This is a genomic window from Vreelandella sp. ssv (assembly GCF_059448525.1).
In genome coordinates this window covers 1,324,567-1,342,874 of sequence record NZ_CM182545.1, presented here as the reverse complement: position 1 = coordinate 1,342,874, position 18,308 = coordinate 1,324,567, and the positions used below count along the sequence as shown (strand labels likewise).

Genomic DNA, 18,308 nt, shown 5'->3' with positions numbered 1-18,308 from the left:
CAAGGATGATCGCATGAATGTTGACAGCGACCAGGAAGGCGCAACGTCCTCCTGGTACGTTATTCAATGCAAAGGGGGCGAATCATTTCGCGCCGCCGAACACCTCACCAATCAGGGCTATGAGGTGTTCCATCCTGTGCTGAATAGCCAACGTAAACGCCAGGGCAAACTCACAACGGTGACCGAACCGCTATTCCCCTACTACCTGTTTATATGCCTGGATCAAGTAGTCAGTAACTGGCGTCCCATTCGTTCCACCCGTGGTGTTTTACGTCTGCTGACCTTTGGTAACCGCCCTGTTGCCGTACCTGACCCACTGGTCGACACCTTACGCGCACATCCACACCGCCAGGAAGGCATTCACACCTATTTCAGCGCCGGTGAGAAAGTCACCATCACCGACGGCCCCTTCAAAGATCTCGAAGCCATCTTCACTCGCTGCAAAGGCGAAGAGCGTGCCATCGTACTGCTCAACGTCCTCAACCGCCCACAGCACCTCGACGTCCCTATCGACACCTTAAGCAAGGTGTAACGACGCTCCACGGCTAATAATCACGACAACTGCTTCTCGCTGATCGTCTAAATATTGAAGCCCTGGGCCGTGCGTTTCGTCGTGTTAAAGACGAGCGCCCCTTCAGGATGGATGCGTAAGTACTGCTCCCCGACCATCTCCATTGCCTCTGGACGCTACCAGAAGGCGACGCCGATTACTCTTCGCGCTGGCGAGATATCAAGAAATACGCATCAAAGGAATTCCTGTTCCCACCCAGCATGCAAAAAAGCTGGCAGCGCGGCTCGGCGCTGCATCCGCGGGTGCATTAACGTTTACCACGGCGACGAAAAACCACCCAAACCAGGTAACTGCACCAATGGTGCGGGCTAACGAGGTATCCGAGAGAAACAAATATCTGGGGCACACTCAAAACCTCTGCCATACACTTTTATGAACGCAAAGCGTTGTTAATATAAGAGCAACCAGAGCTAGACATTGAAAATAGCAACTAATCTGCTCGCAATTCTAAAAATCAACTGTTTTGGTAAGTTTCAGCGAAAAAACGTTTCACCAAACCTCTATACCAGTACATTCTAAATATATTAACAAAACCCAATATAAGAGGAGTCATATAAACTATGAACAAGAGTTCTTTTGCAGCTGGAATGAACTTCACGACTAAAAATAAAAACATAACAAATCCAAAAACCGCCGCATTGAAATACAGAGAAAGCCTCTCATAACCACAAAAATTAATTAATACGGACTCTACAACACCAAGCTGTCCAGATGCCACGTTAAAACCGAATGCACCCACAAAGAAAACCACCACCAATATATCACTCACACTGCCTATTATATAAAAGTAAAGAATCATTATAAAAGAAAGAAATGGCACCAAAAAAAACACCAACTTATATATTTTTAATCTCAAACCACTAACCAACAACATTGAATATTCACGCATCATAACCATTCTAGACAGTGAAGCAGCATTATTGTTAATAATCCCTCTCGGAAGAGCAGACATAGCACTGAAAACAGCAGCGGCAAGCGATGCTACTATCGCAATATCACTACCACCTAATGAGACAAAAATAGAAGGTAAAACAAAACCGACTCCGCTGCTCGCAGAGTTAGACAAACCGACTATTAAACTGGAAGCTGCATTCTGCTTAGATATAAAACCAAAACTTCCTGTCAAGCTAACTCGCTTTCTCAGACCCATATATATGAGCATTAGAAGAAATGCGCTAAAATAAGAAAAAGAAAGTAGATTGATAATATTGGAAACACTTAGCTCTTTATAGCTTATAAAAAGAGTGAAAACAGACGATACAAACACTACCCCCACTAACACATCATTCAAAAGCAAATCAAAAAAATCTCTTTTAAACACCAAGTAATTTCTAAACACCTGATAGACAGAGGTAACCAATATCAAGACAAAAACTGAATATAAATCAGGCACTGGCACTAGGTATGAGATTAGAAATAGACAAACGCCAGCCAGGATACCTCCTATTAAAGCCGAAGAAATAGCGTACCTTACGAAAACTGCAAAGCTGGCTTTTTCAGCCATACTTTTTAGCAGAATGGTTGCAAAACCAATGCCCGACATCATTACGAAAAAAGATGCTAATGTATATTCTGTCGAGAAATAAACCATATCTTCTCTTGCCATAAAAAAACCAGCAAAAGCAAGTACGAAAATTCTAAAGCCGCCTGGAGAAGCGGCTGTCAAAAAAGGTAGGCTTCTATCAAACAAACTCAAAAGGCGCGTCATATTAACATCATCCTAGCTTGGCAACGACATTTCTAATAACACCTCTAACTAAACGCGCCATAAAATAAATCTTCTTTCTAGAGGGAGTATTCCTGTCATTTTCGAGGGCGCTCTCCATATTGATAAAGTCTTCCCATACCAGCAATGGCCTAACCTCTTTAACGACGACACCTTGACTCTCAAAGAGTGGCCAATCATCTAAAACACTTTGAATTTTTTCAGAGGCTTTCAATAGCCTTTTGGCTCCTTGAGGAGTAACAACATACCCAACGGCACCCGAAGGCCAAGTTTTAAATCCTCTTCCTAACAAAAAGCGCCCTAACTTTTTACTTCGCTTTAGGGGTTCTAAAAAATGATAAAGCTTTTTGCTACGACGATCTTTCTTAGAATGTCCTAAAAGCACAACATCATACTCAACATCACTAATATTTAGCTGCTCTAAAAAGTCTAAAATACGGCAATCTATTATTGCATCATCTTCAAAAACAACACCGTTTTTATTTGAAGAAACAATCGATGACCAAATGTTTCTATGACTCAGAAAACAGCCAATCTCCCCATTAGTAAGGTATCGACCATTTCTCTCTTTAACTGCAGCTTCATTAATAGAAACAGGTTCTTCAAACTCAGCACTATTATAAACAGTTGCATCAAAAAAACTAAATTCAAGAGGAAGCTGCGAGAGTTGTTTGTTAATTGAACTAACCCTCTCAGGCGCTCTCATGGTCAACACATAAACATTAAAATTTTCCACAGCTACTATAAACCTCTAAAATTTCTATCATAAAACAAAATAATCGACGTAGATTTATCTGCGCCATAAACAATCTTACAATAGCAGTATAAACAAAGCATTGCTTTGCACCTAGCCGTAAATAGGAGCGCAACCAAACGTCATGAAAGGGAAATATTGGGAAGGGAGGGAAATGTCATCTACAGAAGCGGCGAAGCCGCCTCTGCATTTCAATCAATTTACACTTCATAACCCGCTTCACGGGCCAGGGTAGTGTTGGCCTTGAGCCAACCTTCAATGTGCCCACAATCGAAGGTACGGCCACTCATGCGAAAAGCCTGCACTGCGCTACCTTCTTGCATAAAACGGTCTATTGCATCGGTGAGCTGGATCTCATTCCCCGCGCCTGGGGGCTGGTCGCTTAAGAGCTCCATTATTCTAAAAGGCAGCACATAGCGGCCAATCACGGAGAGGCGCGAAGGAGCTTCCTCAGGCTTTGGCTTCTCAACGACGCCACGCATGTTAACACTCTCCCCCGCACTGGGCTCACTGCCCGCGCAGTCGACGATACCGTAGCGATAAACCTCCTCTTCCGGTACCGCCTCTACCATGATCTGCGCTGCTTGACTCGCTTCCCAGCGCGTAACCATTTCCCCTAAGTCACATAGGGAGCTGCCTACCTGCGGTTTAACCAGCACATCCGGCAAGATAACGGCAAAGGGCTCGTCCTTACCTAATAGATGGGCGGCACAAAATATCGCATGCCCTAAGCCCTGGGCATTAGGCTGACGAACGCTGGTGATTTTCAATTTAGGCGGCGCGATAGCGGCCAATGTTTCCAATAGCGCATCCTTACCTTTGCTAGCCAGTGAATCTTCTAACTCAGCATGCGCGTCGAAGTGATCTTCGATGGCTGACTTACCGGTACGCGTCACCAAAATAATTTCATTAATCCCCGCTTCCATCGCTTCTTCAATAACATGCTGGATCAATGGACGATCAACCACAGGCACCATTTCCTTCGGGATTGCTTTGCTGATTGGTAACAACCGCGTACCGAAACCTGCTACCGGAATAATCGCTTTACGCACTTGCGTCATTAATAACGTCCTTAATTAAATTTTGTCCAACCTGATTGTTAACGGCATCAACAAGAGTGTTGACGCCACTCGCTTACTTTACGCAATAGCTGCTCGGTACTGGGGTCTTGGACGACATCTTGCTCTGCAGACTCCCCTGCCAGCGTTTGATAAAGGCTGGTGGCAAGCTTTTTGCCTAGCTCTACGCCCGGCTGATCGAATGGATTAAGCTTCCACAGCACAGACTGAACAAACACCTTGTGTTCGTAAAGCGCTAATAGAGCGCCCATGCCCCAGGCGTCTAGCTGTTTGAGCAGTAATATAGAATTGGGTTGGTTGCCGCGATAGCCCTGGGCCATATGGCCGCGCAACCCTGTGGGAATTGCATCATCGCCTAGCGCGAAAAGCTGTGCCTGGGCTAAACAGTTGGCGAGCGTTAGCTGCTCTTGGGCGGCCAAAGAATCACACACGGTTTGAGGTGCATCTACCTCCCGGCTGGCTACCGCCACAAAATCAGCACTGACGGTGTGCCCACCCTGGTGCAGAAGCTGATAAAACGCATGCTGGGCATTGGGCCCTACATCGCCCCAGATAATCGGGCAAGTGGCATGGGTGACTGAACGGCCATCGGTGCGAACACTCTTCCCATTCGACTCCATCTCTAGCTGCTGCAAAAAGGCCGGCAGACTTTTCAGACGACCGTCGTAAGGCAACACAGCATGGGTGGATATATTTAGGAACTGGCAATTCCAAGCGCCGACTAGCGCCACTATGGCAGGCAAGTTTTCGGTCAGGGGTGTTTCCAGGAAGTGACGATCCATGTCATGCGCGCCTTCGAGTAGCGCATTGAAACTCGCCATCCCCAACTGCATCGCAACGCTGACACCAATGGGCGACCACAAAGAAAAGCGCCCACCAATCCAATCTTTGAAGACCAGTTGATGGGCGTCAGGAATACCCAATTCGGTCATCTTCTCAGGCTTGGAGGAGACCCCAACCAGCTGATAGCGACATACCGTGGGAATATCGATTTCCAGCGCATCGCTCAACCACGCCAAGGCGGTACGTAGATTGAACTGGGTATCCGCAGTGGTGAACGATTTAGAGGCTAACACAAGCAGCGTAGTCGCGGGATTGAGCTGCTCCATTAGCGGCAAAAGCTGGGCGCCGTCCATACTAGAGACATAATGCACACTCACCTGCGCCTGGCTGGGGCGGTCTGCCAGCGCCTCGCTGATCATTTTTGGGCCTAAATCCGAGCGCCAACACCGATATGTACCACATCGGTAATTTTCTGACCGGTTGCTCCAAACCAGTCGCCTTGATGTAAACGCTCGACCATTCCAGCCAAACGTAAACGCTGCTGCTGACAAAAAGCCACCGCTGGTTCCATGCCTTCTGGTGGCACAGTCTCAGCAGGCCAGCGGGCCGCCATATGCAGAGCCGCTCGGCGTTCAGACGTATTGACCTTAGCCCCGGCAAACAGCGCGCGGCGTTTATCTTCAATACCACAGCTAAGCGCCCAATCGACCAACAGCGACAGGGTTTCCTGGGTAATACGCTGCTTGCTGAGATCCAGATGGAGCGACCCAAACGTAAACGCCAATTCGCTCGCCCGTTGGCGTGCTGAAGAGGTATTACCGCCAATAAGATCGCTGAGAGATTGCGCCTGAAGCCGTTCTGCATGGTCGTTAAGCGCAGTCAGGGGGGTATATAGACGATGGTTTACCGCTATAAGAGAGGCATTCATGATGTATCTTCCTTGATGATGGCCAGGTAACAACCGTTACCCTTTACAAAGCAAGCTCCAAGCCAGCCCGTCTACCTTTACCATTAACTATATAGTTTACAGCGTGATGATAAGAAAGAAGCGCATCAGCATAATGACGAAAATACGCGCGGGAGTGTGCCACTCCTACTCATGTTGCACCTAATTGGCACCGAGGGGCGGCCCTCAGCCGCCCCGGGCCGCTACCCTTTTAAAACACCCGCTAATAGCGCGGTGGCGTTTTCGATTAGCTCGTCCAGGTGCTGTTCGCCTTTAAAGCTTTCGGCGTAGACTTTATAAAGCGATTCCGTACCGCTGGGGCGAGCTGCAAACCAGCCGTTTTCGGTGGTGACTTTGATACCGCCGATGGCGGCGCCATTGCCCGGTGCCGCGACCAGTACGGCATTGATCGCGTCACCTGCCAGGGTTTGTTCGGTCACGCTCTCGGCGGTCAGGTTCTTGAACGCCGCTTTCTCTTCCGGCGAACAGGCAGTATCGACGCGCTTATAGAAAGGTTCACCGAAGCGCTCGGTGAGCGTGCGGTAATACTCGCTGGGCGTTTTGCCGGTGACCGACATGATTTCTGCCGCCAACAGACAAAGCACAATGCCGTCTTTATCGGTGGACCACGCCTTGCCTTCACGGGTGAGCAAGCTTGCGCCAGCGCTCTCTTCACCGCCAAACGCCAACCAGCCTTCATGCAGGCCATCCACAAACCACTTAAACCCAACCGGCACTTCATAGAGCTCACGCTGATGAGATGCCACGACCCGATCGATCATCGACGAAGACACCAAGGTCTTGCCGATTTTTAAGCTCGCCGCCCACTCAGGGCGATGGGTGATCAGGTAATCGATGCACACGGCCAAAAAGTGGTTCGGGTTCATCAAGCCGTTGACATCGACAATGCCGTGACGATCGGCATCTGGGTCATTACCAAAAGCGATATCGAAGCGGTCTTTAATCTTGAGCAAATTGGCCATCGCCGCGGGGCTCGAGCAATCCATACGGATTTTGCCATCGTGATCCGGCGGCATAAACGCGAATTCAGCATCGACCGTAGTATTCACCACCTCAAGATTGAGGTTGTAGTGCGCCGCGATCGCTTGCCATACCGGCAGCGCCGTACCACCCATAGGGTCGGCGCCCAAGGTCAGGTTGGCTTGCTGAATCGCAGCAATATCCACCACACTGCCCAGCTTGGCAACATAATGCGCCGTAAAATCAAACTCCTGAGCGTGGGCAATCGCCTCATCGACCGGCACGGTAGGCACTTTTTCCAACTGGCGGAGCAGATAAGCATTCGCACGCAGCTCGATCCAGCCAGTGGCGTCGGTATCTGCGGGGCCGCCGTGGTAAGGGTTGTATTTGATCCCGCCATCTTCCGGCGGATTATGCGAAGGTGTGATGATCAAGCCATCCGCAAGCGCCACCTCAGTTCCCGCCTGATCTTGAGGTCGGTTATGGTGCAAAATTGCCTGACTAATCAACGGCGTCGCGGTGTAACCATAATCTTTCTCGACAAACACCGGCACCCTGTTTGCGGCCAGCACTTGCAGCACGCACTCCCAGGCGGGGCGCGAAAGCGCATGGGTATCAAACCCTAAAAACAGCGGCCCCTGATAGCCCGCCTCAGTGCGGTAATCGACCACCGCCTGGGTGATCGCATAAATATGCGCTGCGTTAAAAGTGCGCTCCAGGGAACGGCCGCGGTGGCCGGAGGTGCCAAACGCCACCCGCTCCTTGGGAACGCTGGCATTCGGCTGTTGTTCGTAAAATGCTTTTAAAATAGCTTCCATCTGTAAACTCCTTAAACAACAAAACCTACGACCAGCGGCCTCAACACCTAAGCCTATAAGAACTAAGTCTATAAGACCCAAGTCTGTAAGCGCTAGGGCCAAAAAAAAAGAAAGCCCCAATGATAGGGGCTTAGAACTATTAACGTTGCTATGGCACCGCCTCACGCTGCACTCCGCTCACCACGCGCTACCGGGTCACTATCTTACTTAGCATCAATCACTGCCAAACAGGTCGCGGGTATATACCTTGGCTTCCACATCGCCAAGCTCAGCGACCATGCGGTTCGCCAGGATGACATCACACTTCTGTTTAAACGCATCTAAATCGCGCATTACGGTAGAGCCGAAAAACTTATCGCCTTCTAACACCGGCTCGTAAACCACCACTTCCACCCCTTTCGCCTTGATGCGCTTCATCACGCCCTGCATGGCACTGGCGCGGAAGTTATCCGAGCCCGTTTTCATGATAAGACGATAAACCCCCACCACGGTCGGGTTGCGGCGCAGCACCGATTCCGCGATGAAATCTTTACGTGTGCGGTTCGCATCCACAATCGCCTGAACCATGTTACTGGGTACATCGGCGTAGTTGGCCAGCAGTTGCTTGGTATCCTTCGGCAGGCAGTAGCCGCCATACCCAAAGCTCGGGTTGTTGTAGTGCTTGCCGATACGCGGGTCGAGGCTAACGCCTTGAATGATTTGCTTGGCATCCAGATCGTGGGTTTCCGCGTAGCTGTCCAGCTCATTGAAGTAGGCAACCCGCATGGCCAGGTAGGTATTGGCAAACAGCTTGATCGCCTCGGCTTCAGTACTGTTGGTTAGCAGCACCTCAACCTCTTCTGCTATCGCACCCTGCTTGAGGAGTTCAGCAAACGTTTCGCCGCGCTCGGAACGCTCGCCCACAATAATGCGCGATGGGTAAAGGTTGTCGTAGAGCGCTTTCCCTTCGCGCAAAAACTCAGGCGAGAAAAGAAGGTTCTGGGTATTGAAGCGCTCTGAAGCGCCCTTGGTATAGCCTACAGGCACGGTGGATTTAATTACCATCACCGCATCAGGATTAATGCGCATGACCTGTCCAATAACCGCTTCAACGCTTTTGGTATCGAAATAGTTGGTCTGGGGATCGTAATCGGTGGGCGTGGCAATAATCACGAACTGCGCATTAGCGTAGGCCTGCTCAGCATCCAATGTAGCCGTAAAATTCAAATCATCACGATTTAAAAACGCCGCAATTTCCGTATCTTCAATCGGTGAGCGTCGATTATTCAGCAGCTCGACCTTCTCGGGAACAATGTCAACCGCGACCACTTCGTGGTGCTGCGCTAGCAGCATCGCGTTGGAAAGCCCTACATAGCCCGTTCCTGCAACGGCAATTTTCATGCAAATCAATCCCTAACTGTTTCTAAAAGCTGGCTTTAAGAGCTGACTACTAACGCTAATAGTAACGAATCAGCTAATCAGAAAGCGAAGGAATGAGCAATCGTTCATTACCCTCAGCTTAATGCCCTCACGCGACAAAGTGAGGGTTGAGTGTTGCACGGGGTTGGCGTCGCTAAACTCAGTACTTCCAGGTTTTCTACCCGGTCGCCCGCCTGAAGCTAAACCGCATGGGGGTCGCCGGGGGTTAATCCAGACGCTCACTGCGTGCCTGCCAGAATGATACCGCGAAGTTTGGATCACCAACCCGCTGGGCATCTTTCGCTGCCTGCTCGGCCATACGGGATGTCGCGGCCGGGTCTTCAATTAGCTGCTGCAAACCATCGCTCCATGCGTCAGGAGTGTCTTCCACCAACAGGCCATTTTCGCCATGGCGCACGACCTCCGTATAGGGGTAGCGGTTGGAGTAGATACCCACCCCGCCCATAGCGGCAATATCCAGAAACTTGATAAACGACTTACCCTGGTTAAACGGCGTCTCTAAAAGCGGCGCCAAACCAATGTGCAGGCGGCGCTGACGCTGGTAGCGCTGGAAGCCTTGCCAGGGTAATGGCGCAGGGGCTTTGACGCGCGGCAACGCCGCCAAACGCTTCGGAAGATGCTGACCCAGCATGACCTCAAGTTCGGTGTCGTCGCGCTGCTGTTGCAGTGTCTCCAATGCAGGTGCGATATGCAGCAAATCCTGAAGGTGGGCTCGCGTCCCGTGAAAGCCTATCTGCCATGGCGTTTCTGCGGAGGGGGCAAATGAAAAGTGATCACGCTCTGGCAACGGCGCCAGCAAAGCGGGTGTCAGCACGGAAACGTTCGCGTGGCGTGGCGTAAAGTAGCTCGCGAGCTGGTCGCTGCATGCCACCACCTCATCGGCCAGGGCCAGCAAACGTGGTTGAAGCTCTACTATGCGCGCCATGCGTTTGCGATAAGCGCTGGGCAGCGTGGCATCAATGGCGGCAGCGGCTATATCATCATCAATCAGATAGACGATATAGCCAAAGGCGTTGCGGTTGCGTTCCAGCCAGCGCAGCCAGCTTAATGGCAGCGAGCGGCACAGCAGCAGGTTGCCCCCCGCATAGCGACGTTTAAAAGCTCGTCCATGAAGCCGCGACGCGCCGAAAGAACGAGAAACAGGAAAGCGATCGGTCAGTACACCCTCGTTGTGCAACACCGGCGCGGCGGATTCATAGAAATAGATATCTTCAGTCGGCCGCGCACCATCGCTAAGAACAACCCAGTGAATGTGACTACTCACGATGCATCCTTTTTTAACCCATTAATCGAGTGATGCACACACCCGGCATTACAAACAACATCGATGATTACACTGCCTGCGCAAGCCAACTCCGGCACCGCTGCGCGCTGCATCGCGGGTGCGCTCCGCTTACCACGTGCTACGGAACCCTCACGCCTAACCTCTAACGCAACGAATAATCTTCATGGACTAGCGTTAAATTGGGGTTATAGGCCGGGTCGCTGTCTAACAGCTCGCCCCAGGTTTTGCGCATGTAGGCATACTCACTGAGCCAGCGGGCGCGTTTTTCCGGGGTGTCGTCGGCACCTCGGGAGATGGACTCATGATGGTAAAGGGCGGCATAAGGGGTCCACAGATTGCGGTAACCAGCTTCGCGTACCTTGATGCAAAGATCCACATCGTTATAGGCCACCGCCAGGTCGGCTTCGTTCAAGCCGTTAACGGCATCGAAAACCTCTTTGCGTAACAGCAGGCAGGCGGCGGTTACGGCGGAGAGGTTCTGGGTGACTTTCAGGCGCCCCATGTAGCCATCTTCATCGCGTTGGAAAAAGCGATGCGCGTGCCCCGCTAAACCGCCCAACCCCAGAATCACCCCGCCGTGCTGAACGGTGTCGTTGGGGTAATAGAGCTTGGCACCCACACAGCCAATCTCAGGCCGAGAAACCTGCTCGACCATTTCACTTAACCACTGGCCATCGATTGGCTCGATATCATTATTGATCAAGCCAATGATGCTGCCCTTGGCATTGGCCGCGCCGAAGTTGTTGATCGATGAGTAGTTGAAAGGCGCATCCCAGAGCAATACTTTCACCCGGGAATCCCGGGCCGCTACGTCTTTCAAATATGCCAGGGTTTCGGGGCAGCTGCTCTGGTTATCCAGAATCAGCAGTTCGAAATGGGTGTAGTCGGTGCGATCCAGAAGCGCATCCACACAGGGGCGCAGAATATTCACCCCATCTCGGGTAGGCACCAGCAAACTGACCAGCGGAGCGGGGTCGGGCATTGGCCAGCGCACACGCTGAGTGCCCGGCAGCAGCCCAGGGGTTACCTCAGCGTGATGACCAGCCTCACGCAAGTGTTGCGCAACGGTAGCCACATAGCTTGCCGGGGTTGATTCAGTCCCAGGCTCACCGTGGTAAGCAATATGCGGGACATGCGCCAGTTGCTCGGGCGAAAACTCATTCCGCCGAGTGACGGTTAACGTTTGAACGTAATCGAGCCAATCCGCATCGTTGGCAAACTCGCCGCACATTTCTGCCGAAAGGCGCGGCACAAAGCTATGCTGATAGCAGACAGCGCGCCCCATGTAAGGCATCGAAAGCAGTAAGTCGGCGTTCCATTGAGGCTTAAACAGCGGCGAGTGGCGGATGTCGTGCTCGTCGAGACTATCTTCATCGGCCACCAACATTTGCGCTTTAGGATTGTCCACGGCGATGCTCGCCATATGGAACAGCGCATTGGTGGCCAAACGGTCTCCAGGGCGTAAAAACCACACCCAATCATGCTCACAGTAGGAAAGCGCCTCAACGCGCAGCGCCGCTACGCTGGTGGCATAGCTTTCCACCACACACAAGAAAGGCATTTCACGCTGCCACTCGGCCAACCACCCCTGCCACTGCTTGTGGAGCGAAGGCGGCACCAACAGCACGGCTTGATGAGGCGTCAGCGACTGCTCCGCCAAACTGGCCAAGCTTCGGCTCAACCGCTCTTTCAGCGTCTTCTTTTGCGCGCCTTTCATGGTATCGGCTGCAGGACAAACCATCAGCACACTGCAATCGAAAGAGTGAAGATGCGAACGCAGCGCCACGATAGGCTCACTGGGCGCCCGTCTGCGCTCGATCTGGCGAATCCAGTGCTGATAGTGCCGACGGGTCGAAAGGCTGATAAACGTGCTTTCGTAATCTTCCAGCGCAACGGTCTGCCATTTGCGGCTTTGCTTGCTCGCCTGCTGTTTCAAACTCTGCGCAATCTCCTTCAACGAGAGATCGCGATAGTGCTCGTGCATGTTCGACAACCGCTGCAGCAAGCGGTTATAGGCGAACATCGGCGTTAGCCACACAAAACGAAAATGTCCCAGCGAAAACGTACCCGCGGCACTCATGGGCGAAAAGGTCACACGCTTGACGCCCCAGGGCACATATACCAAGCGCTTAGTGACCTTACCCACCCGCAGCGGTAACTCGACCGTGACCGAGCGGCGTGAGGATTCAAATGTCAGGCTAGACACCACGCTGGTCACATCCCGCTCGCAGGCGATTTCGACCATGTTCCAGCCCGGCAACGGCAGCTGCCCTTCTAACGCAAAAAGCGGCTTATCGCCCAGGGAATGCCATTCACCAGGGTGTGAAGCCGCTTCTATCTGCTGTAAGGGGAGAAAGCGTTGGGGGCTGCGGTGATGAGGATACCAATCCTTATCACTTGGTGTTTGAGTAGCGTTCATTCAAAAAAGCATCTTATCCGGCGGATATGGAGCGAGCATCTTACCAGCCCGCAGAGCGTGTCACACCAATCGACAGATCAATCGCAAAACCGATCATCAGCGCATTGTTCCCAACAGTAACGGGGAGAAATCGCGTCACCCCAGCCAGGGTGGCAAATTGAGTTTAGCCAATAGCGTATTATCAGGCTTGGCGAGCACTTGGCGTTTTTCGACCAGCGCCTGCTCCTCAGGGTTAAGCCGCGCGCGTTTATCGCGAATAAGCATCATCAGCGACTGATCCGAGCCTGGCACCTGCACCACAAAACGCGCGTTGGTTTGTGCGGCCAGATAGTCAGGCTCAACCGCAGCGACTAACTCAGGATCAATATTCCCGGCGCTGTGAACAAACACAAAGCGCTTAAAGATTCGGCACAAATAGTTAAACATGGAGTAACTGGAGGAGGAGCCAAACACCAGGCAGGTTGCATCGACCAGCGCATCGGGATACTCCATCACCAACAGCCGGCCAAAATTGGGCAGGCCATTATCAAATACTTTGTAATGCACATGATTGAAGGAGATAAGCACCTCAACGGTAGAGGTCTGCCTGGGCGTTAGCTTATTCCCCAGGTCACCGCCCATGGTTTTATCTTTGTAACGATCTTTTTGAAACAGCGCCTGACACGCCTCACGTTCAACTCCAAGCTTTTCGGCCAGGGCGATAGCGGCTGCCAACGCGCCTTTGTGTGTCCAGTGGGTGTCGGTGGGAATAAAAGCGCTGTCACCCAACGCCTTTAGCTCGGGCACCGGATACACCACATCGTGGGCCGCGGTTAAGCTCAACACCTGATGCATGGGGCCATTGCTGCCCTCTTTACGTGGGTGGTAACTGGCCCCCATTACGCTCTCTTTGGAAGGTGCCACTAGCAGCGCCCAGGGGCGCTTGGCGGCCACCTTTTCAGCCTGAGTCAGGTAGGTTTGCCAGCCCTCTAACCCGGCCTTGGTTAGACGCATGCGGCCCATAAACTGATCAACGCTACCGTTGGTGTCGTTATCCAAAAACAGCCAGCCCTGCTTGCCCTCCAGCACTTTTAACTGTTCAGACGACTCAGCATCCTGAGTATCGACGCTCACTTCCTGCAGCAGCCAGCGCTGGCCACCTAGCGCCAGCCACAAGCGAAAACGCCCTAGTAGCGGCGGCACGCTAAAGCGAAAGCCGCAGCTCAGCAGCGGGTGCTGCGCGGCAGGCACCTTGAGCACGTTCTCGATTACATCGGGGCGCTCGATTTCCAGCGGGTGGCTGAGCTCAAACGCCGACTGCCACTCAGCCACAATAAGCACTTCAGAGTGCATCTCTTTGAGCGCTTCAGGCAGCAGCACCCAGCCCTGCACAACGCGCCCTGAGGACATAAAGCGCGAACCGCGCTGCTCCGAAGGGTAATCAAGCGCCCACTGCTCCACGGGCAACGCATCTGCATCGTTGGACCCCCCCCCCTCTTTCAACCGGCGCTTCAGCCAGCGTTTCAAATCGAAAGAGCCCGAACGGAGTTTCGCAGCATTCGCTTGAGGCGCGGCTTGAAGTGGCTCGGGGGCTATGCCAGCCGTTTTCTGTAACCACTGCATATGTTGCTCAACCTGAGGCGCCATTGCAGCCGCGCCTACACAGGTCTCTTCGTTACGGTCGTAACGCATGAAGTAGTCGCGCTTCTTGTTGTAGTTAGGTGTCGCGGCGCTGCCGCGCTTCGACTTGCCCAATACAAACTCCTCAACCGACTTCACCAGATAGTGGTTGATGCGAACGCCTTCCCACACGATCTGCTCACTCAAGCCGAACTTAGTATTACCTGCAGGATCGAGACGAAGCTCAAGCGCTTTGCCCAAAGCATTCACGTAGTGACCACGGCTTAGATGGGCATAATGCGGATTTTCAAACTCCCTGACATAAGCGGGCCTAACCACACTCTTGAAGTGGCGATTCGGCGGAAACGATTGCTTCGCGCGCTGAGTGAAACGTTCAATCACCAGCCCTTCATCACGAAATTTCGCCCCGTTGGAGCCAAAGCACGCCCAATTGAGCGCTAGCGCGCCCACCTCGGGTGACGCAAACTGTTTCTCCAACCACGCCAATAACGGAAAAGCGGCGGTTTGGTCGACTTGTTCAGGTTCAAGGGCCGGGTAGAGATACTCATCGGCATCGATAAAAGCCACCAAATCAATATCGTTAGGGCACTTCTTGAGCAGCTTATGGTAGGCAGGCAGCTGTGGCGGGCCATCCCCGGTCGGCACTGAAACCAACGTAACCAAGCCCGCCTGGGCAAGCGTCTCAAGCAGTTCATAGGTCCCGTCGTCGCTTTCGTTATCAGCAATTAAAAAGTGGCTAGCCCCCACCGCAAGGTGAAACGCCAACCACTCATTCAAACTATCCAATTCGTTTTTGACGATAGCAGCAATAGCAAGCTTCAAATAAAACCCCTAACAGTTCTTAATAACCGTTTTAAATAACATGAATAAACTTAGCAACCTGCGTCAATTTATAGGCATTAGCCAGGGCATGACGCAACTGGGTAGCATTAAATTCTGTTTCTGCTCGCCGCCTGCCAGACTGGCCAAAACGGCGGCACTGCCCCGGCGAATTCGCAAGCTTCGCCACTTGCTCGGCGGCAGCCAAAGAGTCACCAAAAGGCACCAAAAAGCCGGTTTCGCCCTCAATCACTAGCTCGCCCAACGCCCCCCATTCATAAGCCACCACGGGGCGCGCCGCAGCCATGGCCTCTAACACCGTACGCCCGAAAGACTCTTGAAAACGCGATAGGTTCACCACGATATCCAGCTGCGCCAGGGCTTCTTCAGGCCGCTGAACGTAGCCCGCAAAGGTAATATTGGCCGGTGCACGGCCCTGGGTCTGGCGCTTTAACAGCGCCTCAATCTCAGCGGTGCAGGCACCATACAGCACCACCTCAACGCCTGGGGCCAGCGTTTGCAGATGCCCCGCCATTGCCTCAACGTCCGCCAGGCCCTTCTTAGCGATATTGCTGCTCAGCATGCCCACCCGAACAGGCGCCTCTACCTGAGTATCAACCCCCACGTCAGCCAGCGCTAACAACGGTGTCATCTCAATGGTGTTGGGCACCACGCAAAGCGATGGTGGCTGCGTATCATCACTGGCTTCGCGGGCAAACGCCTGGGCCACACAAGAAGAGTTGGCAATAATCACATCCGCCTGTTGGTGTACATGCTCGACTACCTGTTCAGGCGTTGCGCCTAGCGTGGCACACAGCGTTTGGTCATGGGCGGGCAGTTCACGCACGTGGATAAGGGTGGGCACACCCTCTAGTCTTGCGGCGAGGTATGGCTCCGCCAGCACCACAGTATTGCCATGCACGGCATCTATAGCAAAACGCTTTATCAGATCACGAAAGTAGCCCACCGTCGCGTTCACCGGCTCCCGACCCACCTGCCACCAGCCATAAGGCAGAACGGCCAACGCTTTACAGCGCGTTAATAGCGCCTGTTCATACTCCGCGTTATTGGCTTCGGGCAACGCAATGATGACGTTCCAGCGCAGTTCGGTCATCGCATCCAGGATATCGAGCAGGCTACGCTCAGCGCCATACAGCGCCGCCCCCGCCTGGTGCGCGCACAGCAGCACCGTGGGCCGTTGGCTAAATACCCGTTCGCCTTGCCAAATGGGCAGCGGCTCCAGACCCTTTGCGTGCCCTTCCACCATGAAGTGCACTAATGGATGCTGGCCAGACGCCTTTACTTCTGGATAGCGGCGGCAGTAACCGGAAAGGGAGAAGTGCGGGCCAGGATCGCGCTGCTCTAAGGTACCAGCAGAATAAAAGTGTTCTAGCGGTTCGATACTGGCCTGCTGAAGATCGATATAGCGCTCTAAATACCAGCCCGCATCGAACAGCGCGGACTCACTGACCACATCGATCTCCGCAAAGCTCGCTTGTAGGGTATCGGTGGGCCGTAACATCGCCGATGGCGCCACAAAGGGTCGCTGTTCGGGGTGTTGCGGCATATAAAGCTGGTGGGCGCTTTCCGCGCTGGCATGCCAACGGCGCGCCGCTACCATATAGCGGTAACGTAAACCGGTAAACTTGGTGGTGAGGTGCGAACGGGAGTGCTGCGTGAGCGAGCCCTCATCCGCACGGCCAAACGCAAGAGGCACCCCAGGCAGCGCGATAATGACACTTTCAGCACCGAAGGCCGCTTCCACGCGCTCGCGGTACTCAGTATCCGCATTGACACTGACCGCGTCCCAGTAGCCTAGGGTATTGATCACTTCACGGCGCAGCAGCAGCGAGGAAATATTCGGGTACACCCAGCCGTACTCATCCAAGCGCCAGCGGTGAAACAGCAATTCCGGCGTGGTACGTACCCAACTGGATAAACACGCCTTCGCTTGCGGGTCCGCTTCTAACGCCTGCCACTGGGTCATCAGCTTCTGAGGATGTGACCAGTCATCGCTATCGTGAGTGGTTACGAAATCACCGGTCGACACTGCTAATCCCGTATTACGGGCGGCATACGCGCCTTGGTTCGTTGCGTGACGAACCAACGAAAGCGTCACATGCATGGGGGCCACACGCTGCCAACGGGCTACCTCAAGCACGCCGTCATCTTCACTGGCGTCGTCGACCACCACAATCTCCAAGCGAACGCCCTGCTGATCGAACAGGCTGCGCAGCGCGGTACCAATGGTATGCGCCGCGTTATAGAGCGGAACGATGACGGAGATTAGAGGGGAAGCGTTAGGGGCGAGGGATAAGTTGTCAGTCGTGAGGGGTGAGGGGTGAGGGGTAAGCGATGAATCGTTAGTTGAGAGGTTATCAAGCGATAAGGGCGCGTCGGTGTTGCGCTGGGCAATGGCGCTTAGCCCATGGGCGGCAAAAAGCTGATTGAGCAGCTCAAGCCGTGCGGCATCGCTGCCCTGCTCTACCAGAAGCGTGTTAGCTTCTGCAAGAAAGGTATCCGAATGGCTAGGAAAGCGTTTTTTAAGTGCCTTCAGTAAGACTGACAACGCCAGGCCATCGGCTGGCCTGCCTTCAAGCTGCAACCGGCAATGCGCCTCAACGGCTAGCAGTGCCATGCTGGGGTGATCGACATGATGGAATAGATGCTGAAGGTCATCCTGCCCGGCCAAGCAACTTATCACCGCTTCCCACTGCTGCTGCCAAACATACCAACGCGCCAGCGCCCAACGGGCAGCCTGCTGTTCAGAAGCACTAGCAGCGGTATCGGTCAGCAGTGCCTGCAAACGTGGCAGCATCACCGCATGGGCACCGCGCCAAAGCGCCTCATCCCAAGCAAGGGCGCGGTTACGCTTGGGTAGGCGCCCTTCCTTAGCACCGTGGCGAAGGTAATGCTCCCAGGGGTCGATTCCCGCCTGGGCAACATCGGGGTAGGTGTTTAAATACCACTCTGCGTCAAAATCGTCTTGAGCAACGGGCAGCGGCGCCAGTTCGGCGGGTGCCTGTGGCTTTTTCAACCACAACAACAGTTTTTTAACATTCAACGCCAAAAGAGTACCTTCACTAGC

At 53.1% G+C, this 18,308-nt stretch carries 10 protein-coding genes and 1 pseudogene; 1 reads left to right on the top strand and 10 read right to left on the bottom strand.

What is annotated here, in order from left to right:
• The first annotated feature begins 13 nt into the window (after positions 1-13).
• Positions 14-532 carry a transcription/translation regulatory transformer protein RfaH gene (gene rfaH / locus AC5TBW_RS06155; RefSeq protein ID WP_495511215.1) on the top strand — a complete coding sequence of 173 codons (519 nt, stop codon included), beginning with the start codon at positions 14-16 and terminating at the stop codon, positions 530-532.
• A 493-nt stretch (positions 533-1,025) separates the two neighbouring features.
• On the opposite strand, the gene AC5TBW_RS06150 is transcribed toward rfaH, so the two are convergent.
• From AC5TBW_RS06150 to AC5TBW_RS06105, 10 genes and pseudogenes are all read right to left on the bottom strand, one after another.
• The gene (locus AC5TBW_RS06150) at positions 1,026-2,279 is read right to left on the bottom strand and encodes a hypothetical protein (protein WP_495511214.1); all 1,254 of its coding nucleotides are present in this window, start codon (positions 2,277-2,279) and stop codon (positions 1,026-1,028) included.
• Between the two features lie 7 nt (positions 2,280-2,286).
• Positions 2,287-3,033 carry a glycosyltransferase family 25 protein gene (locus tag AC5TBW_RS06145; protein WP_495511213.1) on the bottom strand — a complete coding sequence of 249 codons (747 nt, stop codon included), beginning with the start codon at positions 3,031-3,033 and terminating at the stop codon, positions 2,287-2,289.
• 218 nt (positions 3,034-3,251) lie between these two features.
• Complete coding sequence (locus tag AC5TBW_RS06140; RefSeq protein WP_495511212.1) at positions 3,252-4,112, bottom strand: UTP--glucose-1-phosphate uridylyltransferase; 861 nt, start codon at positions 4,110-4,112, stop codon at positions 3,252-3,254.
• Between the two features lie 47 nt (positions 4,113-4,159).
• Positions 4,160-5,841 (bottom strand): annotated as a pseudogene (pgi, locus tag AC5TBW_RS06135) (glucose-6-phosphate isomerase).
• A gap of 221 nt (positions 5,842-6,062) precedes the next feature.
• Positions 6,063-7,658: a phosphoglucomutase (alpha-D-glucose-1,6-bisphosphate-dependent) gene (gene pgm / locus AC5TBW_RS06130; RefSeq protein WP_495511211.1), complete on the bottom strand. Its 1,596-nt coding sequence runs from the start codon at positions 7,656-7,658 to the stop codon at positions 6,063-6,065.
• A gap of 213 nt (positions 7,659-7,871) precedes the next feature.
• On the bottom strand, positions 7,872-9,038 hold the full coding sequence (locus AC5TBW_RS06125) for a nucleotide sugar dehydrogenase (RefSeq protein WP_495511210.1): 1,167 nt from the start codon (positions 9,036-9,038) through the stop codon (positions 7,872-7,874).
• Positions 9,039-9,282: 244 nt separating this feature from the next.
• Positions 9,283-10,341, bottom strand: a complete 1,059-nt coding sequence (locus AC5TBW_RS06120) for a glycosyltransferase (protein ID WP_495511209.1) — start codon at positions 10,339-10,341, stop codon at positions 9,283-9,285.
• A gap of 163 nt (positions 10,342-10,504) precedes the next feature.
• Positions 10,505-12,781 carry a glycosyltransferase family 2 protein gene (locus AC5TBW_RS06115; RefSeq protein WP_495511208.1) on the bottom strand — a complete coding sequence of 759 codons (2,277 nt, stop codon included), beginning with the start codon at positions 12,779-12,781 and terminating at the stop codon, positions 10,505-10,507.
• 135 nt (positions 12,782-12,916) lie between these two features.
• Entirely contained in the window at positions 12,917-15,223 is a 2,307-nt protein-coding gene (locus AC5TBW_RS06110; RefSeq protein ID WP_495511207.1) for an alginate O-acetyltransferase AlgX-related protein, read from the bottom strand.
• Positions 15,224-15,254: 31 nt separating this feature from the next.
• The gene (locus AC5TBW_RS06105) at positions 15,255-18,290 is read right to left on the bottom strand and encodes a glycosyltransferase (protein ID WP_495511206.1); all 3,036 of its coding nucleotides are present in this window, start codon (positions 18,288-18,290) and stop codon (positions 15,255-15,257) included.
• Between the last annotated feature and the right edge of the window lie 18 nt (positions 18,291-18,308).